The 26,675-nt window shown below is 45.5% G+C and carries 20 protein-coding genes; all 20 read right to left on the bottom strand.

The genetic code is table 11. The features are described 5' to 3' along the window. Positions 1 to 16 precede the first annotated feature (16 nt). The 20 genes from AC58QO_RS00220 to AC58QO_RS00125 all read right to left on the bottom strand — a co-directional run bounded on the left by AC58QO_RS00220 (position 17) and on the right by AC58QO_RS00125 (position 26,584). Complete coding sequence (locus AC58QO_RS00220) at positions 17 to 1,303, bottom strand: four-carbon acid sugar kinase family protein (protein ID WP_497262936.1); 1,287 nt, start codon at positions 1,301 to 1,303, stop codon at positions 17 to 19. Further along, positions 1,300 to 1,959, bottom strand: a complete 660-nt coding sequence (locus tag AC58QO_RS00215; protein WP_497262934.1) for a class II aldolase/adducin family protein — start codon at positions 1,957 to 1,959, stop codon at positions 1,300 to 1,302. The genes AC58QO_RS00220 and AC58QO_RS00215 overlap by 4 nt, the downstream gene beginning before the upstream one ends. Next, on the bottom strand, positions 1,960 to 4,392 hold the full coding sequence (locus AC58QO_RS00210) for an alpha-mannosidase (protein ID WP_497262932.1): 2,433 nt from the start codon (positions 4,390 to 4,392) through the stop codon (positions 1,960 to 1,962). A gap of 16 nt (positions 4,393 to 4,408) precedes the next feature. Beyond that, positions 4,409 to 5,329 carry a class II fructose-bisphosphate aldolase gene (locus tag AC58QO_RS00205; RefSeq protein WP_497262930.1) on the bottom strand — a complete coding sequence of 307 codons (921 nt, stop codon included), beginning with the start codon at positions 5,327 to 5,329 and terminating at the stop codon, positions 4,409 to 4,411. A gap of 40 nt (positions 5,330 to 5,369) precedes the next feature. Further along, positions 5,370 to 6,032, bottom strand: a complete 663-nt coding sequence (locus AC58QO_RS00200; RefSeq protein WP_497262928.1) for an aspartate/glutamate racemase family protein — start codon at positions 6,030 to 6,032, stop codon at positions 5,370 to 5,372. After that, positions 6,022 to 7,401: a sedoheptulokinase gene (locus AC58QO_RS00195; RefSeq protein WP_497262926.1), complete on the bottom strand. Its 1,380-nt coding sequence runs from the start codon at positions 7,399 to 7,401 to the stop codon at positions 6,022 to 6,024. The genes AC58QO_RS00200 and AC58QO_RS00195 overlap by 11 nt, the downstream gene beginning before the upstream one ends. A gap of 13 nt (positions 7,402 to 7,414) precedes the next feature. Beyond that, a complete protein-coding gene (locus AC58QO_RS00190) occupies positions 7,415 to 9,445 on the bottom strand; it encodes a hypothetical protein (protein ID WP_497262924.1) in 2,031 nt (676 codons plus the stop codon). Between the two features lie 2 nt (positions 9,446 to 9,447). Next, positions 9,448 to 10,716, bottom strand: coding sequence for an amidohydrolase family protein (locus AC58QO_RS00185; RefSeq protein WP_497262922.1), 1,269 nt, complete (start codon positions 10,714 to 10,716; stop codon positions 9,448 to 9,450). Positions 10,717 to 10,784: 68 nt separating this feature from the next. Beyond that, entirely contained in the window at positions 10,785 to 12,092 is a 1,308-nt protein-coding gene (locus tag AC58QO_RS00180) for an ABC transporter substrate-binding protein (RefSeq protein WP_497262920.1), read from the bottom strand. Positions 12,093 to 12,351: 259 nt separating this feature from the next. Then, complete coding sequence (locus tag AC58QO_RS00175) at positions 12,352 to 13,203, bottom strand: carbohydrate ABC transporter permease (protein WP_497262918.1); 852 nt, start codon at positions 13,201 to 13,203, stop codon at positions 12,352 to 12,354. 14 nt (positions 13,204 to 13,217) lie between these two features. Continuing rightward, positions 13,218 to 14,090 (bottom strand): carbohydrate ABC transporter permease, encoded by an 873-nt coding sequence (locus tag AC58QO_RS00170; protein ID WP_497262916.1) that lies wholly within the window; start codon positions 14,088 to 14,090, stop codon positions 13,218 to 13,220. Positions 14,091 to 14,106: 16 nt separating this feature from the next. Further along, positions 14,107 to 15,105, bottom strand: a complete 999-nt coding sequence (locus AC58QO_RS00165) for a LacI family DNA-binding transcriptional regulator (RefSeq protein ID WP_497262914.1) — start codon at positions 15,103 to 15,105, stop codon at positions 14,107 to 14,109. Between the two features lie 343 nt (positions 15,106 to 15,448). Beyond that, entirely contained in the window at positions 15,449 to 16,255 is an 807-nt protein-coding gene (locus AC58QO_RS00160) for a DeoR/GlpR family DNA-binding transcription regulator (RefSeq protein ID WP_497262912.1), read from the bottom strand. A 188-nt stretch (positions 16,256 to 16,443) separates the two neighbouring features. Then, positions 16,444 to 18,879, bottom strand: coding sequence for an alpha-mannosidase (locus AC58QO_RS00155; RefSeq protein WP_497262910.1), 2,436 nt, complete (start codon positions 18,877 to 18,879; stop codon positions 16,444 to 16,446). A gap of 50 nt (positions 18,880 to 18,929) precedes the next feature. Next, positions 18,930 to 19,655, bottom strand: coding sequence for an MBL fold metallo-hydrolase (locus AC58QO_RS00150; protein ID WP_497262908.1), 726 nt, complete (start codon positions 19,653 to 19,655; stop codon positions 18,930 to 18,932). Between the two features lie 26 nt (positions 19,656 to 19,681). After that, positions 19,682 to 20,599 carry a class II fructose-bisphosphate aldolase gene (locus AC58QO_RS00145; protein ID WP_497262906.1) on the bottom strand — a complete coding sequence of 306 codons (918 nt, stop codon included), beginning with the start codon at positions 20,597 to 20,599 and terminating at the stop codon, positions 19,682 to 19,684. After that, a complete protein-coding gene (locus AC58QO_RS00140; protein WP_497262904.1) occupies positions 20,596 to 23,319 on the bottom strand; it encodes an alpha-mannosidase in 2,724 nt (907 codons plus the stop codon). Before AC58QO_RS00140 ends, AC58QO_RS00145 begins: the two co-directional genes overlap by 4 nt. 11 nt (positions 23,320 to 23,330) lie before the next feature. Further along, positions 23,331 to 24,212, bottom strand: coding sequence for a carbohydrate ABC transporter permease (locus AC58QO_RS00135; RefSeq protein WP_497262902.1), 882 nt, complete (start codon positions 24,210 to 24,212; stop codon positions 23,331 to 23,333). Continuing rightward, the gene (locus AC58QO_RS00130) at positions 24,209 to 25,162 is read right to left on the bottom strand and encodes a carbohydrate ABC transporter permease (protein WP_497262900.1); all 954 of its coding nucleotides are present in this window, start codon (positions 25,160 to 25,162) and stop codon (positions 24,209 to 24,211) included. The genes AC58QO_RS00135 and AC58QO_RS00130 overlap by 4 nt, the downstream gene beginning before the upstream one ends. 69 nt (positions 25,163 to 25,231) lie before the next feature. Beyond that, entirely contained in the window at positions 25,232 to 26,584 is a 1,353-nt protein-coding gene (locus AC58QO_RS00125) for an ABC transporter substrate-binding protein (protein ID WP_497262898.1), read from the bottom strand. Positions 26,585 to 26,675: the final 91 nt, after the last annotated feature.

The following is a 26,675-nucleotide window of genomic DNA, read 5'->3' as shown; positions in this document are numbered from 1 at the left end:
CTCCTCCCTGCTGATCTTAAGTTTGTTTCAAATGTTCAATCGCTTCTATGAAAAAGGATTCCGTGCCGAAGCTGCCTGATTTCAGTACCAAAAACCTTTGCGGTATCTGGAGGGTTAAACAGGATGGCAAACCTGGCTGAATTTCTTGCCAAATGCAAAGTCCGTCAATTCCCAGCTTGTCGCAAACTGCGGCGGACGTTTCTCCACCAGCAATTAGCAGTCGTTGTTGCCCTGTCTCCTCGACGACAGACCGTACTACGTCGGACAGTGCATTCGAAACAAGCACGGATACCTGAGTATTGTTGAAGCCAAGCTCGGCCCCCTTCACTTTCGTTGTCGCCACCTTCATCGGGCTGTTCGACGCATGAATGAGGACATCATGACCTTCCTTCAGCATCCGTGAAGCGTCTTCAACGATTTTGGCGCAATGGGCCTGCTTTTCCGATGGATCAAATAAGAGCATCGATTCAAGCTCCAGAGCTTGCAGCCCTTGCTTTTTGGCATAGGCAATTTGTGCCGCGCTTTGCGGCATTAAGCTGCCTGCTGCACATAGCACCGCTGATCTTCCCAGCTCTGGCAGTTGATTCTTATTCTCCGCTTCAACATCTGCTGGCTTTTCTAGTAAAGCTAATTCCTCCGCCAGCGCCGAGCTGCCGCAAAGAATGGCTTCATGTTGAACGGCTTGCGCTATGATTTGAAGCGATTGCTGATCACGCACGTCTAGGATCACATAATGAAAGCCTTCATTCTTCATTCTAGCGATTTCATCTTGCAGCACGGATGAGCCTTGATCAATCCGATCTATGGGAATGAGTCCTACACGGCGAACCGTTTGTGATTGTAAAATATCAACCAAATTGGATTGAAGCATGGGATGGACAGGATCATGACGAAATTCAGATTCTTCCAATTTTTTACCATGTACATAATGAATACCGTCCTGTGTCGTACGCCCATTTTTCGGGAAACCAAGTACAATGATGCCAAAAGATGCCTCAAGGGCATCTAACATGGCATCGAATTCGGCGCCGATATTGCCTCGGAACACGGAGCACGTTTTATTCATAAAACGTGTAACCCCCGCATCCTTCAGCTTCTTTGTCATCTGAAACACTTTTTTGTAAGCAATTTCTGGCGTGTCCAATCGGGAGTGTGTGTCAAGGACGAGTACTTCCGGCTCGTTCTCTTTGCTCTGATACGTCCACGCTTCCATCGGGTAGACATGCGTTGTAATGCCTGCCTTTGCATACATAATCCCGATGTCATTCGCACCTGTAATATCGTCTGCGATAATACCGATCACTCCGAAAACCTCCTTCTTGGCCGATAACCGGACTCATTCAAGAAGCTCTGAACAACATCTTCTGGCAGCTTGCGCAAGGAAATGCCTGAGCTCTTCGCCACGACATACATATGGCAAGCCATTTCAAGCGTATGCATAGCCATCCTTGCTTCCTTCACGTTCTTGTCGTAAACAAGCACACCGTGGTTTTCGAGGAAGAGTACGTTAGCTTTGCAAGCTTTCTCGCGCACAGCTTCACCAAGCTCGCGGGAACCTGGATGAAAATAAGGAACGCGCTCAATTCGCTCCAAGTAATACATCGTTTCCACAAACCATTCGGACGGCAGACTCTCTGACGAGCAAGCTAGCATCGTGCTGTAAAAGGGGGAAGCATGAAGGACAGCGCCTACGTCTTGGCGAGACTCATAAATCGCCTGATGCATGGGAACTTCTTTCGACGGTTTCTTTCCTGCCGAAGAAGAGGAAGTTCCCTCCAAGATCGAGCACTCGACGAAATCATCTTCGCCGAGCTCTCCTAAATCCGTTCCGCTTGCGGTAATTAGATAATGGCCATCTGTGGTTCGCGCACTGATGTTGCCGGCGTTTCCCCAAGCCAAGCCGTTATTCAGCATGTATCGCCCAGCTTCCTGCAACTGCTGCCAAACCGATGCGTCCATTTATTCCACGTCCCATTCCAACAGATTGGTTTCTTTAATCGGCAATTCTGGATTGTGCGGCACGCGGAAAGTTTTGATTTCGCATGGTTTGAAATCCGCTTTAATGACACGCTTCCATCTTGGCAAGTTAATTTCAGCAGATGTTGCCGTTTTGTTCGTCTCATACACACGAATAATGAGATCCTGATTATCTTCTGCTTTCTTGATCGCACTCACAATAATATTGTCTTTATTGACGTTCACATAAGAATCCGTTTGCGCAAGCTCTCCCTCATGGAACGATTCGATCACGGCAATCGGCTTGCAGTTCAGTTCCGCTGCACGCTTCACTGTGCCTGCTTGCTCCCAAGTTCCTTCATGCGGCAGCAAGGAGTAGGAGAAACGTTGGATACCTTGATCGATAAAGGAATACTCGCCGTTTGGATCCGGTTCGAAAGGTACGTGATGCGCGTAAATCGGACTTCTTAGTACCGTCATCGCCATTTCCTGGTTGTGAATGCTGTAGCTGTATTTCGCATCGTTCATCAAGCTAAGGCCGTACATGATATTGCCTTTGCGAGTAACGCCGGAATAGTCAATCCACGTTAACCCAGGCTCTTCTTCACCATTATGTTCACGCTCAATCGTCCCATACGGAATTTCGTAGGTTTGCTTGCTGAAGATAACATTCACAGGGAACACCAGCTTTAACATTTTGAACGATTCGCGCCAGTCTACCATCACTTGAACATCGATCTGATCGCGATCTGGGTACATAGCGAAATCTTGAACAAGCTTAGAGCTGCCATATTCACTGACGACACGGATGACCGATTTCACGGGACCGTGCTCAACACGGAATACCTTTTTCGCTTTAAAGGCACCTGCTTTTTGGTTAAAATGCAGGACATCGTGGCTCCATGTATCAGATTTATCATCGAGTACGATCGGCTTCGCGCCTTCACCTTTTAACACTTCATGATCGGCAACTTTATCGAACAAGCTTTTAATAAAGCCTGTTTCTTTATCAAACTCCAAGCGGAAACGCTTGTTTTCCATCATCACATCACTGGCCACAATCGGTTCTCCAACTGGTTTATGTGAAGTCGATTCAGCTACTAATTTATACACGCGATAACCCATCGAAGGCAGGTCTGCCATAAAGCTTAGACGGAAACGGCCGTTGGCGGATGCCTGAGATTGCACCGTTTGGAACGGAACTGGGTTCCCCTTATCATCTAATAAAACGGTCGTTGGTTTGATACCGCCGACTTCAAGCTCGACATTCACACGGCTTTCCCATGCATGCGGGTTAAAGACAACGATAGGTTTCATAGAAACATCCTGCTCGATGTTGATGTTCCAAGATAATGATTGAACCGCATAATTCAATGAACGGTCGGCAATCGCCATCGCTTCTCCGTACAAATACATCGCATCTTCATATGCAGGCTCAAGACTAGTTCCCGCGAGAATGTCATGGAATTGGTTGAAGAGTACATTTTTCCATGCTTGATTGAACTCAGCCGGATAGGGTTGACCTGTAATCCATGAAGCAAGTGCGGAGTACTTTTCTGCTGCCATGAGACGATTTTCGGCTTTACGGTTCCAATGCTTAATCCCGGAGTGAGCCGCATAACAACCGCTAGCATGGTGCTGTAAGTCATCATGTACCACAGGCAGGTTTAAATTTCTGCTCTCCATCTGCTTGAAATACTCATCTGGTGTCGCAAATTCAAGTTTAGGCAGTGCAGGGTCCGCGTTCATGCGGCGAATGCTCTCGATATTTTCCTTCGTCGGGCCCCCGCCATGATTACCAACACCATAGAACAACATAAGTTCGTTCAACGGCTCTTTGAACTCGCCTAGGCAACGGCGAACATGGTTTTCCAAATCTTTGCCCCAAGATAAATATTCATACATAATGCGGAAGGTCATGACTTGTGAGCCATCATCGGATTCCCACATGAACAGACGGCTAGGCAGTCCTTTTTCATTTGGCATCGGACGCATCATCACGTAATAGTCCATACCGCTCTTCTTCAGAATTTGCGGAAGCATGCCGTTATGCCCAAAGCTGTCTACGTTATAGCCAACTTTAGCCGTTACACCGAATTTCTCCTTGAAATAATGCTGGCCATACAAGCCTTGACGGACAAAAGATTCCCCATTCGGAATGTTGCAGTCCGGTTGAATCCACCAACCGCCTACAATGTTCCAGCGACCTTCTTGCACGCGCTTTTTAATTTCAGCGAACATTGCAGGTTCATTATTTTCAATCCACTCGTACATCGCAGCAGAGCTGGAAGTAAAAATAAAATCTTCTGATTCCGTCATACGATCTAATGCGGAACGGAAAGTAGCTTTCGCTTCTTGGAAACCTTCCTGCCATTGCCATAACCAAACTGGATCTAGATGTGCGTTGCCGATCATGTAGAGCTTATTTTCTTTCATCGTGAGAACCCCCAGATTAGTTGTTAAAAGCATCCGCTTTCCCTGTGCTGCTCAAAAATTCATTCATTTTTTCCATAACCGTTTGCGTTACCGCATCACGACCAGCTTGCAGCATTTCAGGTGACAAGTTCTTGCATTCTTCGTTCGTCATGCGTTCTTCACGACCAAGTGCATTGAGCAAGGATAGCTCCAAATCCGTCGCAATATTCACTTTGCTGACTCCGCCGCCAGGCAGATGATAGGCATTGCGCATCATCTCCGAAGGCACACCAGAGCCGCCATGAAGAACAAGATGTACAGGCGTTAATTGACGAATTTTCATTAAGCGATCATAGTCAATTTTAGGCTGCTTCACGACATACACACCATGTGCCGTACCGCAAGAAACGGCTAGCGCATCAATACCCGTAATCGCCACAAACTCAGCTGCTTCAACAGGGTCTGTGTAAAGTTCTTCATCTTTATCTGTCTCTACGAAGTCTGTCGTACCGATCATCCCCAGTTCGGCTTCTACGGATACACCTTTGGGACGAGCATAGACTACAACTTCTTTACTAATCGCGGCATTTTCTTCAAACGGCTTCTCAGAAGCATCGATCATAACGGATGTAAATCCTGCTGCAATCGCTTCTTTAATGGTTTCCAATTCCTTCGTGTGATCCAAGTGAAGGACAACTGGTACGGTAATTTTCATTTCTTCCACTTGACGGTAGAACTCTTCGCCGAATTCAGCCGCCGTAATGCCATAGCGAACTAATTCTTTATGTGAAATTTGCACGATTAAGGGAGAGTTCGCTAATTGTCCCGCCTTTAATACTGCTGCAATCATTGGGGTATAGCGCGGTGAGAAGGAACCAATCGCAAAATGGTTTGCTTCAGCTACCTCTAGTGCTTGTTTCAACGTAATAACTGATGAATTCGTGGATGTTTGTGTCATGATGAACTCTCCTTTTTACTCCTATTTTTATCTCTATCTATTAAAGCTGCTCAATCACTTGTTTGACACGCAGCATGCCTAGCCTAGGACTGCTAAGAAAACGCGTTTGCTCCTCTGGAGTAAACTGCGAAATGACTCTAGCCATGGAAGCTTGAGCAAGAATTACCAGATCTGTTCTAGATGCAAGCTCGCGAAGAACCTCTGCTAATTCCACATCATGTCCCTCTTTATCCCCAGCTATTAGCTTTTGATATGCTGATTTAGCTACAACAGCTTCAATGTGCACCGTTTTGCCAGCTAGCGCGGCTTTACCGGAAAGCAATTTTTTCGTCGGTTGAAGTGTCGTTTCGAGCGTTGCTGCCACACCGATGGTTTCAGCAGAACTCACTGCAAACTCTGCCATCGCATCGTCAATCCGAATGATGGGAACACTCAACTGAGGTCGTACGCGGGCTACGAGCTCTCCAATCGACGAGCATGCACTTAAAATACAAGATGCGCCTGCTTTCTCTGCAATGAGTGCGTATTGAAGAAAGCGATCTTCGATCTCATCAATTTGCCCTCCGTTTGCAGCAAGTTGCGGCAAAATGGAATCATCTACCCAGTTCATCACTTCAATGCCTGGTAGAAGTTCATTTGCTAACGCTTTTAGACTGTCTACAGTAACGGGGGTTGTATGAATAATGGCAAGTTTATGCTTCATAACTATCGCTCCTTTGCATCCTTTGTAGGGCTTCCTCATAATTCCTAAAATAATCAGTTACGACTGCGGCATGAATGGCTGCGCCATATGCAGCTTCTTCTTTCACCTTCCCAAAGCTTAAGGGCAGCTGCCATTTCAACTGAGCGATACGCTGCATCGCAGCATTTTTACGCAGCCCATTGCCTGATGCGACCAGCCTGGCTAGCTTTTCAACAATGTGAGTAGGAAACTGCTGCGTACAACCAACTAATTCATCTAAAATGCCATGAAGAAAACCTGCTGTTAACTGTTTGACATTGAAATTATCTGCACGAATACCTTCAATGAAGCCCGTTGCTTGCGGATACTCCCTAGTTCCGTAAAATTGGGTTCCAACTCGCAGCGGTGGAACGGCATCCGTCATCGCTTCTTCCGCCAAGCGATTCATCGCCTCATATAGTCGGCCTTCATCTGCCTCAACAAATGCGCCGAGCACAGAACGGAAAAATTGTTCCAGCACTTCATACGATTTCCCACCGCTAAGCGAAGCCCCTACAAGCAAATACCCACCGTCTACGAACGGACGTGTTTCCAGCATGGGACATTGTACAAAATCAGGAGAATATACAGATACTTGCGACCCTGTTCCCACATTGACAAGTAAATTGCCTTCGAAAACAGGAACCGCCCCCAGAAAGCTTGCTTGATTATCGCCGATTGCACAGACGACCTTCTTCCCGTCATTCGTTTCCCCAATAAGCTGTCGGTCGGTTGCAAGCTCTGGCAAATAACTGGCATCCATCCCTGCAGCGCTTAGCTTTTCCTTAGCCCATTGCCCGGTCTTTAGCGAATAAAGCCCAATACTTGCAGCATTCGTGCGATCCATTAACGGGGCAGCTTCCCCGCAGAGCTTCATCCCCACATAATCACCAATTGTGCACAACTTTACAGCACGCATTGGAATTTCATCTTGTTGCGTCATATAAAAGTGCGTAACTAGGCCAAATCCCGTTTTGATCGGATAACCTGTCCAGTCATTTAACGTTGCTGCATACGTTTGACCCGAAGCAAAATGCAAATCTCCGCGGCCATCCTGCCAAGTAATGAGCGGGCTAACCGCTTGACCTTCTCTGTCGACATACAGCACACCGTGCATTTGACAGGAAATACCAATGACATGAACGTTTACCCACTCATCCTGACACTCGGCAATTAACTCATTGACCAGTTCTACAACTCTATTTGCATTTTGGGCACGTTCCCAAAATTCGATTCCAGGAATGTCTGAATCATTTGCTCTAGATGCGATACGGATAACTGATCCGTCTTGGATACTGGTCACGATGACACAAATGGATGTTGTGCCAATATCAATGCCCGCCGCATACATCGGGTGTGCCCCCTTATCGATTGAATAGATTCAATTCATTTTCATAAGAAAGAGAGGCTTGTGATGCATATAAAATGAGTCCAATGCACCAGGAATGGGAAAGTGTCAACATCATTCCCTTAGGCTGAAAGCAATTCGTATTATAGAATCTTTCGGTTACCATCCCTTTGTATGCATTGAAATCCCCATCTTCCCTTGCAATAAATTGCAAGAAGCAAGATATATGATCACGGGTACGATCCAGATAATAGCGGTCGCCTGTATATGTCCATAACCGCAACATCTCAGGTACAGCAAACAATCCATAATTGTGTAAATGTTGGTTCGATGTTGAGGCTTGATCTGCACCGCGTGAGCAGTAATTGTATTGGGCAAGAAAGGAATGCTTAGGAAATTGTAAATTATACGTCCAGCGGAATGTCATCATCCAGTCCGCAGCGCTTGATGCAAGCTCTAACCAAAGCGGCTGACGATTAAACTCATATAACAACACATAGGAGACGACCGCATTATAAGCATCTTCTGAAGTTGGTGTTAAATGAACATCTTCTGGCGCGCCATAGATATACTCGTCACGGATGAATCGTTCGTAATAGCTGCCGCCACGAACCGCAGCAGCGGAGAATGCCTCTTCAGCGAAGTATGCCGCTCCTTCAAGTAAGGCTGCAATCCAAAGCATGCCGCCTGCGCCGTCCCACTCTTGCACTTCGCCCGTTTCACAGTCGTAATAAGAGCCGAAGTTACCATCCGAGCGTTGATGCTCTACCGCATATCGCAGGTTGGACAGCACCGCATGCTCCCAATCCGGATGAGTGATGCCCGCTTCTCGCTCAAAAGCTAACGCCCTAACAAGGAATAACGTGGCTTCCGATACGGTTCTTGCTTGAAGCCAAGTCCGCTTGGGATTCCAACCGGCCGTCCAGCCTCGTCCAAGCTCCCATGAAGCCCAGAAGGTTCCGTTCGGGGCAAGACCTGTTGCAATCTTATTCAGAACCGCAATCCCTGCATCCGTATAGGAGGAATTATCTTTTTTCCTACCGTACGTCAGTAATGCAAAGGCATAAGGCACACCGCTTACCCAGCTGACATGCATGTGAGGACGATCGCCCATCCCTTTCACATTGTTATTGAACTCTCGATCGAATGCTGCGGTTTCCCTTAAGATGTCGTTCTCTTTGTCATAATGCCATTCGTATAGGCCATGAGCCGTTAATTCAGCTGCTTGTTCTAATCCCATCCACGGATTGAGACCGTGCTCTTGGCGATGTATCGCATACATTTGGCGAACAAATGGATTATAGCTGTGTGGATCTGGTGTACCTGCATACACATAGAGATGGAGCTGCACTTTCTCGTTAGGCTGGAAGGTATGCATAACCAAGTCGGCTGGTGCTGGCACAGCGTTACCAATAAACGTGACGGGTTCCTCTTTGTAAGGAAAGTTAAGCCAAATTTCCGTACCTGCCGCATTGCCGCGGAAGCCCAAGCCGCTTAACCCGAGCGGGGACATTTCTTCCGTACAAAGCGCGCCGCACATGCCGTCATTCCACGCGAATACAGCTGGAAGAGCTGCACGGTCCGCACGGAAAGACCAATAGTCAGACACCATTTGCTGCGGGTCGCCGCCTTGGAAATCATAACGCGGGTAAGGACGCAGGTTCTTCTCGAAACGATTCTCTTTATAAAATGCACCCGGAATCATCCAGTCTGGTTTACCTGCTCCTTCTAACTGACAGCCAAACTGCAGGTTATGGGCAGATGCTTCCCTACCTTTATACTGAATGTCTACAAACACTTCGTAATAGCCGCAAATATCCTGATGTTGTTTCCATGTTGAGCTCACTTGGAAGTTTGCGGATTGCCCTGACACTTCAAGTCCATCCGAATTCGATGACGCTACATCCACAGGGACGATTTCCTTGTCTCCCTGTCGGTTGATTACCGTTAGCAATTGGGTAAATGACAGACAGGCTTCTTGCTTGGATTCCGCATGTTGAATCTGAACTGCTTTCATGAACCCGTTATCCGATAAACGCCATTGCATCCTCACTGTACCTCCATGTCCTTCAACTTATAGATGTCAATTAAATTTAAGCGGAAAATCCGATCCGCAAATGTCATCGCTTCGGTTTCATCGAGTGCGCCTTCTGCTACCTTCTCCGTCAAAACATCCGCAACGACTTTCCTCGCTAGCTTCTGATGAGCATACGTGCCTTCGATATAGTTATAATCGCCGCCAAAGCCTTGTATTTTCGTCATGGGTACCATTTCAATGAATTGATGCAGGATTTGTTTTGCCGCCGTCGGCGAAATGATATACAACCAGGTCAAATCTGCATAAACGTTTTGGAAATTTTTTACGATACTTAAGTAGGGTAAATAATAAGGATAGCCGCTGTGGAGCAAGACGAATTTCGTATCTGAGTATTCCAACAACAATGGAATGAGCAACTCCACATTGGAGTTCGTAATCGTGTTGCCGTTGCATGAAACACTGACTTCATGATGTCCTGTATGAATTTGAATCGGGAGTCCGTAGGCCGTTGAACGCTGGATAATAAAATGGATCAAATAATCCTGAAGCGCCACTGTTTCAGCTTGAGAAAGAGACTCTTCCAGGCTGCAGCCCATTAATCGATTAAAAGCGAGCTCCGCTTCGTGAAAGGTCGGTTTTCCTGAAGCAAGGGAGCGCCAGTACGCATGCCCGAACTTCGTTGCAACCATGCCTTCCTGAACATATCTATGCAATAAGGCATCCACTGCATCTAAATATTGGCGCAAATGATAGACTGTCACGCCAGACATCCGTTCTACAGCGGTAATATCCTTTAATGTTCGTAACTTAAATGCGAAATCCATAAACATAATGGGACGAAAACGATCGTAGTCCAATTTCGTTGTTTGGATAAGTGTAAAGGCAAGATCAATACCTGACTTTTCGGCCATGACTTGCTCATACCAATTCGGGTTGTGCGTGGCTTGCAATACCTTTTCATTCGCCTCTAGCAGGCTTTTCACGTTCCAATCCGTGACGCTATATAAATCTTCCAGCGCGGTCCGGAACATCCGAGCATACGTTGTATTTTTCGTTTTATGCCAATAGTCCATAAACATCGAAGCCTTTTGCTCCACATCTAAGGGACTCTGTCTTCCCAGAACACCTTGTTTCATGCCCGCACTATAAAAATCTGAGTCCAAGTAATGCAAGAGGGAGAACAGATCATGATTTTCTCTCTTACGAATTTGCGGTGTTGCTAGATGTTCATGACCGTCAATGATGCGGATTCTGTTAACATAATCATGAAGGATGCTCATTACCAGGTCTCTCTCCTTCTAAATGCGCGGCTGCTTCTTTTCGAAGCAGCCGCCCTCTATATTTGTCATTATTGAAGCTCTGGGAACGCTGCTTTCACTTCTTTTTGGAAAGATGCTACGACATCCGCATAACTTTTGTTATCTGTAATCCCTTGACCAGCTACTTTTCTCCACGTACTAAGGATGGAGTCGCTGTATTTATCAGACTTAATAACAGGCATCGCCTTCATCATCGCGTAGTAAGGTTGAAGCACTTTCTGATCGCCTGTTAGCGTACCTGTGTATTTATCTACATTGGCATCATATACACTTTGCAGCGCCGGCAAGTTTCCTCTTGCTAGCAAATCTGCGTTTTGCCATTCTGCACTTGCAGAGAACTTGATAAATTCATTCGCGATGTCTTTATTCGCTGTTTTATTGTAAATCGCCCGGAATGTTCCACCGTTATAGAAGCCTTCTGGCGTTTTGGCAACGCCGAATTTGCCTACTGCTTTGTTATCTTTGTTACCGATCATAAAGGACGCCCAAGCTGGCATAGCAACGAGTACAACACTGCCGTCATTCAGGGCATTTCCCCATCCTGCTGACATGAATGGCAGTTTAGCATCTACATTATTCGCGCGGATATCTTTCTGCGTGTTATATACTTTTTCCCATTTCGCATCGATATTTAATTTGCCATTCACATAGAAAGGCTGCGTATTGTAGCTGGCGATATCGAACAAATCACCTGTATTCGCGATCAAATGAACTTTGCCATCGCTATCTTTTGCAACTTTTTTACCAAGCTCAATGATTTTATCGTAGCTGCTCACCATGTCACTGATTTTCGCTGAATCGTCGGTTCCAAGGAACTTTTTCGCATTTTCTTTCAAATACCAGAAGCCGCCTGGCGAGGATTGGTCAGAGATCGCTTTAATTTTGCCATCCGATGATTTACCAAGCTCTGCTACATATGGAATATAATTTTTTACGAGTTCATTTGCACCAATTGGCGCTAAATCCATTAAGAAAGGCGATTCAATGAATTTACCTACATAGCTTCTTTCAAGGTCAAGCACGTCAGGTACATCCTTGCCGGATTGTAGGGCAGACAACAATTTGATTTGATATTGATCGCCCGGGAATACCTTTACATCCACTTTGACATTTGGATATTTCTTTTCAAATGCTGTTGCAATGCCCTTTGTTCCATCAAAGAAAGTCCAAAGAGAAAGCGTACCAGAGAGCTTAGCTGGGTCTACTGCTGGCGCAGCTGTTGCAGCTGGACTCGTAGATGCCGAATTATTCGAATTCGATTTTGCGCCGCATGCTGTCAAAACCCCTGTAGTCAGTACTGCAGTCATTAAAATAGATGCCCATTTTTGTGCTTTCAAGAGAAATCGCCCCTTTGATGTAATAGAATTAGTAGTTCTACTGACTTTGAACTTGTAAGGATTTTTTTCCTATGAGAAAACCTTTATCGAGGCCATTCAATGATGAGCGACCGTGTTTAGAGGAAGGTTTTATCGCCAAATAGAAGGATGTTTTCGGGTTCCGAAAACTTATACTTTCTATTGTGGTAAAATAGAAACGAATAGGTTCAGATATATCAGCGCTTGTTAGGTGAGCATCACTCCTCTCAATGTCCGTTTCCTAGCCTTTAACAGCCCCGGCTGCAACACCGTTAATAATTCGTTTAGACATAAAAGAGAAGAAGACCAAAATAGGAACGACCGAAATGACAATTCCCACATATTGTGCGCCAAAGTCGGAGGAGAACTGCGATTTGACACTCGCGATCATCACCGGAAGGGTTTGCATATCCCCATCGAATAAAATAATCATCGGAACTAAGAAGTCATTCCATTTTCCAATAAAAGCAAATATCGCTAATGTGGCCAGAGCTGGACTCATTAAAGGTAAAATAATGCGATGGAAAATTTGCATTTCCCCATACCCATCAATTCTTCCAGACTCAATAATTTCAGAAGGCACAGAGGTATCAGCGAACTGCTTGACTAGGAAAATGCCGAAAGCATTGTACATCGATGTAAGCAACAGCGGATAATACGTATTCAGCATATGGAAGACATCCATTAATTTATAAAACCCTATAATTCCCAGCTGTCCAGGAATCATCATGGTTGCAAGCACCATCATGAACAGCGTGCCTTTATAGCGAAAATTGTATTTGGAAAAGCCATAACCAGCTAATGCTGCAAAATACACATTAATCAGGGTTGCCGTCACCGTAATGAACACCGTGTTTCCCAAACCCCGCCATATGTTGACGGTTTCAGTTAAGCGGTGATAATTCACCAAGAACTGATTCCCAGGAACGATCAACAACTTCCGCGCGATGTCCGAATTCGTATGTGTAGACGTAATCAGCATGCTGTAGAAAGGAAGCAAACAAGTCAGGGCTATCGCAATCAAACCCACATAGATGATGATTTTCAATAGTAACAGATGGAGTGCAAACGGTTTCTCTTCACTTCTAACCACTGGATGGTTACCTCCTACTCATTTAGCTTTGAAGCTTTCGCTGTAATTGCCGTTAAGATCATGACAACCACGAAAATCCCATATGCGACTGTCGCTCCGTAGCTGTAATTGAAATTTTTGAACGCTGTCTCATATAAATACATGACCATTGTTCTTGTCGTATTGTCCGGACCGCTGCCCAGCATCAATGGCGCATCGAACAATTGCAGCCCGCCGATCACGGATGTAATGAACGTAAAGAGTAATACCGGACGCAATAAGGGAAGCGTAATAAACAGTGTGCTTTGCCATTTGTTTGCACCATCAATTTTGGCCGCTTCATACACTTCTTCCGAAATGGACTGTAAACCAGCGATAAATACGATCAAATTGAACCCGAAATATTGCCAGCAGATGACACCAGATACAATCGTACGTGACCACCAAGGACTGCTAAACCAATTCACGGGCTCACTGACAATGCCTAGATCCATTAGCACTTTATTCACTGAGCCTGTTTGCCAATCGAACATTAAACTGAACATGACACCAAGCGTAATCGGAGTAATAATGTGCGGAAAATAGTACACAGCCCGGAAAAAATGTTTACCACGTATCCATTTCTCATTCAGTACAATCGCAAGTACGAGAGCAATGATGAGCTGCGGGACAATCGACATGATCCAGATGATCATTGTGTTCCCTATCGTTTGATAGAAGTATGTATCGTGCAAAAGGCGGGTATAATTCGCGAAGCCGATATAAATCGGATCCGAAAATCCATCCCATTTGGTAAAGCTTAAATAGAACGTATATAAAATCGGGATCAATCCGAAGATGCCAAAGCCGATAAAAAATGGTGCAATAAATAGATAGCCGTAATTCGACTTATTGATTTTAGAAATCATCGCTCACAACCCTTTTCTAAAGTGTGGTACAAGATTGACGAACCATCAGTGTCGGTTTATATAAATGTGCTGTTCGTTCAACTTCTTCTCCTTCGATTTGGGCAAACAACCCCTCAGCTGCCTTCATCCCTACTTCTTGCAGCGGCTGGCGAACGGTTGTCAATTTGGGCGATACCCAGCTTGACAACGTAATATCGTCGAACCCGACGATGGACATCTGTTCAGGAACTTGACGTCCTGATTCCTGTATCGCACGAAGTGCGCCAATCGCCGTTTCGTCACTGGAAGCAATGACAGCTGTAAACCCTTCATGTCGGAGTAGCTCATTCATAGCTTCATAGCCACCTTGATTGCTCCAATCAGAATTCACAATCCACTCCGGCCTGCATTCCATGTTTAACGCGCTCATCGTTTGTTGCAAACCTTTCAACCGATATTTGATTGGCCCCATATGAGCAGGACCCGAAATATAAGCAACGCGGCGATGTCCTAATCCATGTAAATAAGTCACCAAATCCGAAACCCCGGCTGCGTTGTCGATATCCACCGAGAATAATCCGTCCAACTCCCCATGATCTCCAATTAGTGCCAGCGGAAACGGCACCTCGATCATGCGTTCCAGCTCCTGCTGATCTCTTTTCTGGAAGCTGAGCAGGATAATCCCGTCAACATGACCTTCATAAAGCAGATGGAGAAAGGAAACTTCGTGTTTAGAATTCGATGTGCCGCTGTAAAAAATACAATTATATCCTTTTCTATTTGCAACAGCTTCAATACCTCGGATAATACCTGAGTAAAATATGTTTGAGATGTTATCGACAACGATACCAATCGTATTCGTCCTACTCATCACTAATCTTCTAGCATTTTCATTGCGATGATAATTAAGTGATTGTATGGCCCTCTCTAACGCCTCTTCCGTGTCTTTCTTCACCTTCTGACCATTTAAATAACGTGAAACCGTGCTCTTGGATGTATTCGCTACTCGAGCGACATCATGTATTGTAGGCCCCATCTTCTGCCTCCTTTATTAATCTAATGTATCGTCTATTCCCAACTCTGGGAACGTTCCCATTTTTACGTACATACCATTGTTTCGTATGTTATATTGGTCGTTTTCTTATTATTGGGAACGTTCCCATTTTTCATTCAAAAAAAAGACCTTTCGGTTCATCGCTGTCATTCAGTTTTGGGATCGTTCCCAAAATGATTTCTGTAAGTTCTTGTACCTACATGTTATCGCTTTCAGCTAAGATTGTCAACGCACAATTTTCCCTATTCATAATTCATGAAAAAAAAGAAAATTGAATCCTTCGGATACACTTTTGCTCCCGAAAAAGATCAATTTTCTTCAATTCTTATTCGTCATCATTTTGAAGGAGATGCTTAACCGGGCACACCATCACTTCAACACCTAACTGACTAATCTCGTCAAGCAAACTCTTTTCAACCAAGTCACTGGTTACCAGGATATCCACATCTTGAAAGCTCGAAAATGAAATCAATCCCTGCCGCTCGAATTTACTGTGATCTGCTACGATAACAATCTTCTGCCCAGCTGCAATCATAGCCCGCTTCACTTCGGCTTCATAGAGATCAAAACTTGTAAATCCTTTGCGTTTGGAAATCCCAGAGGCGCCTAAAAAAGAAAAATCAGCATTATATTTTTGCAGCTCAAGCTCTGCCTGCGGCCCAACAAGGCTCATCGATTTTTTAATTAGTTTGCCACCGATCACAAAGACTGAAGCTTCTTCATTCTGACTGCTTTCTTCAGCAACATTCAAACCGTTCGTGACGACCATTAGATCCGGTACATTACGTAAGTGACGAGCGACACACCATGTCGTGGAGCCCGAGTCTAGAATGACAATCTCTTGGCCGACCACTAAAGAAGCAGCCATTTTACCGATAGCATCCTTCTCCACGTAGTATTGAAATCTACGCTGTTCGACAGGTGGAATCTGTTGTAAATTCGATTGCAATTCTTCGACAAGAATGGCGCCGCCATAATTTTTTTGGATGATGCCATCTTGCTCCAATTGATTCAAATCACGTCGAATCGTTTCTTCGGAGACACTGAATTCTTTCACCAAATCAGCTACTTTGACACTGCGCTCTTGGAAGAGTAATTCTTTTATTTTGGTTCTGCGATGTATGGCTATCATGCCCAATCCCCCTCTAATCCTCGAATACCTTTTCACCTATTAGTTTCCGTATCAGAAAGGGATTTCTGATTGGGGAGTTCACAATGGAGATAAAGCAATGTTGCAAATTCTAATATCGCTTTTCTTTGGGATGTTGTCAACCTAATTATAATGTACAGTTGGAAACGACTTCTCCTTGCCAAGCCGCCTTACCATTCAATCAGATTGGTCTCTGAAATGGGTAGGCTCGGATCTAAAGGTACGCGGAACGTTTTAATTTCACAAGGGCCAAATCGCGCCGTGATCGTTCGATTCACATGCGGCAATTGAATGATCGCATCTGTTGTCTCTCTCGTTGACTCATAAGCACGAATAATCAGGTCACAGCCATCTTCGGCTTTTTTCACTACGCTGACAATGATATTATCCTTATCTACATTTAAATAGGAATCCTTCTGCGGGAGATCGCCTTCATGATAGGACTCAATGATCATAGTCGGACGTTGATTCAGCTCAAGCGCATGTTTGATGGTACCAGCCTGCTCCCAGCTTCCTTGATGCGGCAGCAATCTGTACGTAAAAGACTGAATCCCTTGATCAATAAATGAATAGTGGCCATGAGGCTCAGGTACAACTGGATCATGGTGGGCATAAATCGGGCTGCGAAGCACCGTCATCGCCAACTCTTTATTCATAATGCTGTAGCTGTACTTGGCATCATTCATCAACGACACACCGTACGATGTCCCGCTGTGTTCGCCTCCATCCCTTAGGATACCACCATAATCAACCCAGCTTTGGCCTGGTTCTTCTTCACCATTGTGTTCTCTTTCCTTAAAACCATAAGGAATTTCATACGTTTGTTTGGTAAATATCAAATTAATCGGGAATACCAATTTCAACATTTTAAACTGTTCGCGCCAATCTACCGTCACTTTGACGTCGATATAGTCCAATTCTTTGAATAGCGTAAAATCCTGAACGATTTTTGAACTGCCATATTCACTAGTGACACGGATGACGGACTTTATCGGCCCATGTTCCACGCGCTGGACGCTCGTTGCGATGAAGTCGCCAACTTTATTGTTAAAATGGAAAACATTATGACTCCACGTATCTGACTTATCTTCAATCACAACGGGTCTGGCCGCAGGTCCGCGGAATACTTCATACTGGACTTTCTTATCAAAGAGACTGGATATGAAGCCTGTCTTTGGATCAAACTCCAAGCGGAGTCTATCATTTTCTAAGGCATAGTCATTCGCTTTGATCGGCTGCACGGCTAACTTGGGTTCCAGCGATGCTGTCTTCACCTTATACACGCGGTAACCCAACGAAGGCAACTCCGCAATAAAACTTAGACGGAATCTTCCGCCAGCCGTTGCCTGCGATTGCACCAATTGGAAAGGCACCTGTTTCCCCGTCTCATCCACCACGATGGTCGTATCCTTGATACCGCCAACTTCAAGCTCTACATTTACTCGGCTGTCCCAAGAGTGCGGATTGAATATAACAATCGGCTTCATGCCCTCTTCCTGTTCAATGCCGATATTCCAAGATAAGGATTGAATCGCATAATTCAAACCACGTTCTGCAATGGTCATGGCTTCTCCGTGCATGTTGCGCGCATCTTCATAAGCCGACTCTAGACTAGTACCAGCCAGGATATCATGGAATTGGTTGAATAGGACATTTTTCCAAGCGCGGTGATAATCGGCCGGATAAGGTTGCCCCGTCACGATTTCTGCCAGGGATGACCACTTTTCCGCTGCAAGGAGTGTATTCTCTGCTTGGCGATTCCAGTGCTTTATTCCTGAATGAACCGCATAACAACCACTTGCATGATGCTGAAGATCATCGTGAACGACTGGAATAGGCAAATCCATTGCTTCCATATCGGCAAAAAATTCATTCGGAGCCGCCATTTCCATCGTCGGAAATTCAGGCAGTGCGTTCATCCGCTTGATGCTGTTGATGTTTTCCTTCGTCGGACCACCGCCATGATTACCAACCCCATAGAAGACCATCAAGTTACCGAACGGATCTTTCAACTCCTCCATACAGCGGCGTACGTGCTTTTCCAAATCTTTGCCCCATGTGCAGTATTCGAATGGAATCCGATACGACATGACACGGCTGCCATCATCGGATTCCCAATGGAATAATCGCCCTGGTAAGCCTTTTTCATTCGGCATAGGACGCATAAAAATATAGTAAGGCATTCCGCTTTTGAGTAAAATTTGCGGCAGCATGCCGTGATGTCCGAAGCTGTCGACGTTATAACCTACCTTCGCGGTTACGCCTAATTTCTCTTTAAAATACCGCTGACCATATAAGCCTTGGCGGACAAAGGATTCCCCGCCAGGTATGTTACAATCGGGTTGGATCCACCAACCTCCGACGATTTGCCATCTGCCTTCGCGGACACGTTCCTTAATCTCTTCAAACATTTTGCGATCATTGTTTTCAACCCACTCATAATTCGCTGCGGAGCTGGAAGTGAAAATAAAATCGTCATATTCCTTCATGCGATCGAGCGCTGAGCGAAATGTTGCTTTCGTTTCTTGAAAGCCTTCCTGCCATTGCCATAGCCAGACTGGGTCCAAATGGGCATTCCCGATCATGTAAAGTTTCTTATGTTTCATTGGTTCTCTCTACCTCTCTCTACATAGTTACTTTCGTTTGAACAAGCGAGTTAATACTGAAAGGCTTCACACATCGGCTTAAACCAAGGGTTAAAGTACGTTCCTAGCTGTCTGCGTGCTTCAGCAACTTTCTTCTTCGCATCATAGACCAGCGTTGGAGGCAAATGACCGAAGGTCATCAAGTCAAAATCATAGGTCAGCAACTTATCCATGGAATGCTCCCATGCTGCCAGATCAGATCCTACCCTAGGATGGTAGCCGCCCCACAAAGTATCTCCGGCAATTAATATGTTGTGTATGCCATCTTTTAATAGAAGGGACACACTCCCAGGCGAATGCCCTGGGGTGTGAATCACTTCCAATGTGAACTTGCCTACTTGCAAAATTTCCCCATCGTTCAACGTCCTGTGAACCTGTACAGCTGGAAAAGGCTTGCCATAGAGAAAAGCAGCTGTTCGCTCGTAATCGCCTTGTTCCACTTGCTCGCGATCATTTTCGTGAATCCACAGTTCAGCATGGCTTTCCTCGGCTAGCTGCGCAAATCCACCCACATGATCCCAATGACCATGCGTGGCTATCACTTTTGTAATATCTTGCGGCTGCAATCCTAGCTCATCGAGGTTTCGCTTCAGTGCAGGGTAACCTTCAGAGCCTCCACAATCAATTAGGATAGGCTCGCTTCCTGTAAGTAAATAAGCACTTGCACCCCATGGATGGGTCAGTTTATCGCCAGAAATGACATAGAAATCTTCAGCAAGTTTCACTGCCTTGGGCATTGTGTTCCTCCTTTATGCCATGACTGCTAAACAAAATGGTTATCTCGCCCTGTGCTTCCTAGAAAATGGGTCATTTTATCGATGACTGTGTTTTCTACAGCGGATCTTCCTACTTCTAAAAGCGATGGCTCTAGAGCCTGACATTCTGCATTCGTTAGTCTTTCTTCGCGTCCTAATGCGCCTAAGAAGGCAAGTTCCAGATCTGTTGCAATATTGACTTTGCTCACACCGCCGCCTGGAAGTTGAATCGCGCCAGCCATCATGTCAGCCGGCACACCGGAACCACCATGTAGGACGAGATGTACAGGTGTAAGTGAACGAATAGCTTGCAGTCGATCGACATCGATCTTAGGCTGCCTAACCATGTAAACGCCGTGAGCAGTTCCGCAGGAAACGGCCAATGCATCAATTTGAGTTTCATCAACGAAGCGGTGTGCTTCCTGTGGGTCCGTGTATAACTCCTCATCTTTATCCGTTTCTACGAAATCCGTTGTGCCAATCATACCAAGCTCTGCTTCAACCGATACGCCTTTCGCACGTGCGTAATCCGCAACTTCCTTCGAAATGGCGATGTTCTCTTCCAAATTTTTCTCGGAAGCATCAATCATGACCGAAGTAAAACCAGCATCAATCGCTTCAGCGATCGTCTCTAATTCTTTTGTATGATCAAGATGTAAGACCAATGGCACGGTGATATTTTCTGCAACCACTCTGTCATAGAACTCATCCGCGAATTCCTTCGGTGTAATGCCGTATCGAACCAATTCTTTATGAGAGATTTGTACAATAGCTGGTGATTTCATCTTCTCTGCAGCCCGCAAAACTGGCGTTATCATTGGTGTATATCTAGGGGAAAACGAGCCAATAGCGAACCCAAATTTCTCAGCTACCTCCAAGGCTTGTTTGAGTGTTAGGACATTCTTTGGTCTAATTCCTGCTGTCATGACAATCTCTCCTTCGTCGTGAAATAGATTTCAAGTGTAATAATTTCTGCACCTTTGGCCTGCAGGGTGAACGCACCCTCGGCATCGATGATCAAGTTTTCTCGAACCATCGGTTGTTCATTTAACTTAACGTAACGAACCTGCTGAGGCTTGATCTTCAGATGCACGCTGGCAGTTGTAGCTGCCTTCGACGTATTCCAGAAGCGCACAATGAGCGCATCGTTTTTTTCGGATTTCTTACAAGCACTAAGCATGAGTGTATGATCGCCTTTGAGCTCCAGCCAACCGCCAGTTTGCTCTAAAACGCCATCATGCTGATCTGTGACTGAGCCGTAGCTTGCAGTTAAATATTCATGGACCTTAGTACTGATCTTGGCTTCCAGCCAATCTTCCTGATGGACAAATATGGCATACTCCGCTTCATTCATCCCCAAGCTTTGCGCGTCAGGTACAGGTGTTTCGGGTCCTGCCCCGCCGTGTCTGATCAGGGTATCTTCACGAGATAACCAGCCCACAGCCCTCAGAAGCGTGATCGCCAGTGTCCCTTGCTCATCGTTCAGCATTTCATACTCGGTCAGCCCTTTATTAGCGATTGTCAGTCCTTTATCGCTGCCTTTTACACTGACAAAGCCTTGCTGTGGCTTCTGCGGCACGTACGTTTCTGGCCATCCATTCCCCATGTCTAGAATAGCTGCCTCTCGTTCCACCACATCGAAATGGCTTTCTGCATACGAGACCTTAAACTTCTCACCTAGAGGGAATAATACCCTCAACCGATGGTCTTCCGCCTGATTGTTCCAAACTGTTCGTACATCCACTCTTTCGGAACCCGCAGTTAATGTCACATAATTCGTTATGCGATAATCTGTGTATGAGGCCATTCTGCTTAACCGATCCTCGCTAAGCATCGTCGGTAAGGACCAATGAATGTCCACCTGAAGGGTGACTTTCGCGTATCCGATTTCCGCTGCAGAAACATGCACGCCTAGCGAATGATCGGTCGTACGCCGTACGTGATCGATTAATGGAGCCGCATAATTGTACGTGTCCCCTGCGTCTCCACCACTTTCGAATGCGCCTAAGCCATCATAAATGCAGCCGCTTCGTTTGTCCGTGATACGCAGTGTACCGTTCTGTGCATGAACCTCCACACGCAGGAATTCGTTCTCTATTGTGTTGTTACTAATGTGCAAGTCAGATTTGGCTTCACTGCCCTTGATCTTGGCAGCTGGCTGCAGCGTATTGAAATAGACCTGTTTAGGATCGCAAGCAGTCTCTTTTTTTCGTAGCACATACGTCTTGTAACCAAGGCCTGGAAGGTCTTTTGCAGCGAAACAGATTTCCGTATAGAAATGTTTATCCGTCATCGGTTTCATGCCACTGACGTCCTTCACTTGAAACGGAACCTCAAATCCATTTGAGTCCTCAAGCACATGCGTTTTAGGGTGAACGGTCAACTTGCGTTCGATCCAAACTGTAGCGGTATCACTCCTCGTCCAACAGAGTGAGTTATGGATAACAATCGCGATGGCATCCTCAGGCAACCCACTTGTATCAATGAGTTTGTTGATGTGCTGTACGCTCTTCTCCGTCAATATGTCAGCGATCTGTTTAGATTGGGCGAAGCGAGGGAGCATCTCCCGATGGACTTCATCAATACTGCAACCGCAAATACTATCATGGGGGTGATTCTGAACAAGAAGCTCCCAAGCCGTCCACAGGAGTGCCGCTTCATACTTGCGCCCATGCATCCAGGCTAAAGCTGAGAATGGCTCTGCGTATCGCTCCATGGCTAGCTGCCCAATGAAATTATGCCGTTTCAGGTACATCCGGGCAGACAGCACACCGGGCAATACATGAGGCAGCTCTGCGCCAAAATGCCGTAGCTCCCCTTTGATGACGTCCAAGGAAGGATTTTGTGCACGGACAGCCTCCATGAAATCCTTGGTTGTTCCCCAGTGCAGCTCCGCCACTTCCTGTAAATCCTCTTGAACCTGCTTCATTAATCGGGGCAATCGTGCATCGATAAGTCTATGATCACCGCCGTATGGCATTAACAAACAATCTGTGGTAGCCCGTGTTGCCCAGCGTTCAATCGATTTACGGACTCTGCCATACGTTTCTTCATACGTCTTCTTCGGATTATCGAAGTGGAGAAAATCCACCATATAATAGCCATCTGGGAACCAATATGTGAACACTTGTGTGCCATCTGGCGCTTCCCAAAGAACCTCTTGTTTAAAATCGGGAGATGGGCCGCCCAGCCCTCGCCAAACCATCGCATTATCAATGCCAAAGCCTTGCAGAATCTGCGGCATTTGCGAAATATGACCAAAGGTATCCGGGATATAGCCGACATCCAGGTTCGTAAAACCAAGCTTTTCGGACATCCGATTCCCCAACATCAGATTGCGTACATGTGCCTCACCGCTGACGAGAAACTCATCCGGCAAAATGTACCACGGACCGCATTGAATACGGTTTTCGTGGATGAATCGCAGCAAACGCGCTTGATTTTCTGGTCGAATCTCCAGATAGTCCTTCAATACAATCGTTTGACCATCCAGTAAGAAGCAGCGAAACTCGGGATCTTTATCAAGTGTATCCAGCAGTTCATCGATAAGCTCCACCAAACGGATGCGAAAATCCTGCATCGTCGCCCACCATTCTCGATCCCAATGGGTGTGATGGTACACAAAAACGCGATATTTACGATCCAAGCTATTTCCTCCTACCCTTTCGTACCAGCACTGATGTTCATACCTTCAATAAAATACCGTTGGAAAATAAAGAAGATTGCGATAACCGGAATCATCACCATAACGGAACCTGCCATCAATAAATGCCATTGGCTTGTGCCTGAGCTGACCTTGAAGGCTTGTAAACCAATCTGTAAGGTGTACTTCGCTTCATCGTTCACATATAAAAGCGGTCCAAGGAAATCATTCCACGCTCCAGTGAATGTCCCGATTGCAACAGTCGCAAGTGCGGGCTTGGCCAGAGGAAGCATGATTGAACGCCAAATGTATAGATGGCTTGCGCCGTCGATTTTGGCAGCTTCAACGAGATCATTTGGAATCCCCAAATAAAATTGACGGATAAGGAAAATATGAAATGCACTTCCAAAGAACCCTGGGATGACGAGTGGTAAATAGGTACCTACCCAGTGTAATTTGGAAAACAAAATGTATTGAGGAATAAGCGTTACGAATCCCGGAATGATCATCGTTCCCAGAATAATGGAAAAGAGAAACCCTTTCCCTGGAAACCGAATTTTAGCAAACCCATAAGCAATGAAAGAGTTTGAAATGACGTGAGCAAATACGGCGACTGACGCAATGATTAACGAATTCGCTGAGTATCTGGCAAAATGCCCCGCATTCCATGCCTCTTTGTAATTAGACCAGACGAATTTCTGAGGAAACCAGGTTGGTGGATACGAAACAACTTCCGATAGTGATTTCAACGATGTTTGAATCATCCACCAAAACGGCATTAGAAAGGACAAGCTGCCCGCAATTAGAATCAGAGTTACGACCCATTTAGAGATTATTTCCTTATTGCGGCGGCTTTGATGATACGATTTTTTAGTAACTGTTGCAGCAACCGTCATCGCGAATCTCCTCCTTCATAGTGAACCCAATATTTGGACAGCACCATATTAATCACGGTAACAATAATGGCGATTATGAAGAGGAACCAGGCCATGGCCATGGCGTACCCCATATCAAATATTTTGAAAGCTTTCAGGAACATATGCAGATTGTAGAATAAAAGCGAGTTCGATGGAGAACCAGGCGAACCAGGATCATCAGCCATTACGTAGCCTTCCTGGAAAATTTGAAAGCCGCCAATTAGGCTAGTTATAACATCAAAGAAGATTACGGGTGTTATCATCGGCACGGTAATATGCCATAGCTTGCGAATTTTAGAAGCACCATCAATCTCAGCGGCTTCATACAGATGATCGGAAACCCCTTGCAGCGCCGCTAGAAACAGCAGCATCCCACCGCCGACGGCCCACATTTTCATCATCACAATCGCATTTTTCGTCCATGCAGGATCCGACAACCAAGCAGGTCCTTCAATGCCAATCCAGCTAAGAACGGTATTAATAAGTCCTGATTCCGGATTAAGCAGCATCATCCAAAGCATATAAACAGCTACACCGGACAAAACGGTTGGCAGATAGTAAATCGTCCGAAACCATCGCATACCGGGAATTTTCACATTCAAAAAAACGGCAAGAATGACAGAGCCCATCGTGGTTAAAGGAACGGCAAGTGCAACATAATACAGCGTATTGCGGAGCGATTTCCAGAATAACGGATCTTCGGTAAACATGCGTTTATAGTTATCGAGCCCGATATAATCCATGCGCGAAGTGATGTCATAGTTCGTAAAGCTGGCGTATAAAGAAAACAACAGCGGACCCGCAGTGAAAATGAGAAAGCCAATGAACCATGGAGCAACGAAGCTGTATCCTTGCAGTGCTTCTTTTTTATCTAATGACCACTTTTTTATTTTTTTCGGTTGGGTACCTTCCATCAATTGAGGATTCACTTGTTTCCCTCCTTATATTAAAAGGGTGGAGCAGTAAAACACTACGCCTCCACCCTTTATCTCTAAAGCTTATTTTGTATTCGCTTTAACCAAATCTTCGACCGCTTTCTGTGCTTTATCCAAGGCCTCTTTCGGTGTTTGTTTACCTAAAATCGCTTCATCAATTTGTGGATTTACCAAGTTGAGGAAATCAGGCGCTGTTACTGGAACAGTTCCCAGTACCGTTGATTTCAAGTTATCTACCGTAAACTTATAGATCGGATCCTTGATCAACTCTGGATCATTGGACGCTTTAATATTGGATACATTATCGAAGTTGAATTGCGCCCAATATTTCTGTGCATCAACATCTGTCATGAATTTCAAGAACTCCCAGCTTTCATCTGGATGCTTAGCGCCAAACGGAATTTCAATCGTAAAGCCTCCGCCGTTACTCCAGTTGCCGCTGCCTGCTTTGAATTCAGGCATTGCTGCGACACCAAAGTCTTCTTTCTTCGGTGCAAAGTCACGAATTTGTGTCCAGAACGTTCCTGCATCAATTTTCATCGCTAACTTGCCAGCAATGAGTGGATCGTTCGTTTTACTGCCGAAGCCAGCTTTGAAGGCATCTACTTCTTTTTTGCCTAAACGCGTATCCCAACTGTTAAACCATTCCAAGGCTGCGATTCGGTTAGGTGAATTGATATAAATCCCTTTGTCATCCAGCCAAGGTCTTCCGCCATCGGCGTTGTTCAAGAACATATCTTGCCCACCTGCAATACGAGGATGGAAGCCTAAACGCTCAATTTTACCATTGTTAATTTTATCGATTTTCTTGGAATACTCTTCCAATTCCGCCCATGTTGTTGGTGGTTTTTCCGGATCGAGACCCGCTTCTTTAAAGATGGCTTTGTTATAGAACAATACGCGAGTATCTGTTACAAATGGAAGCGCGTACACTTCATTTTTGTATTGCATCGCATTTAATAAGTGCGGGAAGAATCGATCCTTAATGTTATCTTTCGCCAGATATGGCGTTAGATTCATCACTTGCTTTTTGCTTGCGCGTTGAGCAACTTGGCTAATATCGTGAATGATAACATCGGGCGGATTACCAGCTGCAATAGCGGCTAGTTCTTTCGTCCAACCATCTCCATAAGGTAAGAAAGTATGTTTCACGACGATGCGATCCTGAGAAGCATTAAAGTCACTAATGATTTTCTCAATAATAGGACGGCGAGTTGTAGAGCCCCAATGCGTCCAGAAATCTAGTGTTACTTTACCCTTCGGTTTCTCTACCGCGCTACTTGCAGCTGGACTTGCAGCCGTTCCAGCAGAAGCACTCGGACTTGCCGTATTGCTCGTGCTGCAAGCAGTCAATACTAAGCCTGTAGTAAGCGCTGTGCTGAGTACAACCATCATGGATTTATTTGCTCTCTTCATACGGTTTCATTCCCCCTAATAAAATGGTTAGACAAGCAATGCCACATTGCGGATTAACAATCCCACATCTTGAAGCGCTTTCAATGTGGTT

This window comes from Paenibacillus sp. J31R30 (genome assembly GCF_059692115.1).
Note: the sequence above shows the minus strand (reverse complement) of the source record. Positions and strands in the feature narration are given on the sequence as shown.

Coding starts and splice junctions, on each gene's coding strand:
- AC58QO_RS00215 (WP_497262934.1), bottom strand. CDS start 1,959: ATGGACGCATCGGTTTGGCAGCAGTTGCAGGAAGCTGGGCGATACATG.
- AC58QO_RS00210 (WP_497262932.1), bottom strand. CDS start 4,392: ATGAAAGAAAATAAGCTCTACATGATCGGCAACGCACATCTAGATCCA.
- AC58QO_RS00205 (WP_497262930.1), bottom strand. CDS start 5,329: ATGACACAAACATCCACGAATTCATCAGTTATTACGTTGAAACAAGCA.
- AC58QO_RS00200 (WP_497262928.1), bottom strand. CDS start 6,032: ATGAAGCATAAACTTGCCATTATTCATACAACCCCCGTTACTGTAGAC.
- AC58QO_RS00195 (WP_497262926.1), bottom strand. CDS start 7,401: ATGTATGCGGCGGGCATTGATATTGGCACAACATCCATTTGTGTCATC.
- AC58QO_RS00190 (WP_497262924.1), bottom strand. CDS start 9,445: ATGCAATGGCGTTTATCGGATAACGGGTTCATGAAAGCAGTTCAGATT.
- AC58QO_RS00185 (WP_497262922.1), bottom strand. CDS start 10,716: ATGAGCATCCTTCATGATTATGTTAACAGAATCCGCATCATTGACGGT.
- AC58QO_RS00170 (WP_497262916.1), bottom strand. CDS start 14,090: ATGATTTCTAAAATCAATAAGTCGAATTACGGCTATCTATTTATTGCA.
- AC58QO_RS00165 (WP_497262914.1), bottom strand. CDS start 15,105: ATGGGGCCTACAATACATGATGTCGCTCGAGTAGCGAATACATCCAAG.
- AC58QO_RS00160 (WP_497262912.1), bottom strand. CDS start 16,255: ATGATAGCCATACATCGCAGAACCAAAATAAAAGAATTACTCTTCCAA.
- AC58QO_RS00155 (WP_497262910.1), bottom strand. CDS start 18,879: ATGAAACATAAGAAACTTTACATGATCGGGAATGCCCATTTGGACCCA.
- AC58QO_RS00150 (WP_497262908.1), bottom strand. CDS start 19,655: ATGCCCAAGGCAGTGAAACTTGCTGAAGATTTCTATGTCATTTCTGGC.
- AC58QO_RS00145 (WP_497262906.1), bottom strand. CDS start 20,599: ATGACAGCAGGAATTAGACCAAAGAATGTCCTAACACTCAAACAAGCC.
- AC58QO_RS00135 (WP_497262902.1), bottom strand. CDS start 24,212: ATGACGGTTGCTGCAACAGTTACTAAAAAATCGTATCATCAAAGCCGC.
- AC58QO_RS00125 (WP_497262898.1), bottom strand. CDS start 26,584: ATGAAGAGAGCAAATAAATCCATGATGGTTGTACTCAGCACAGCGCTT.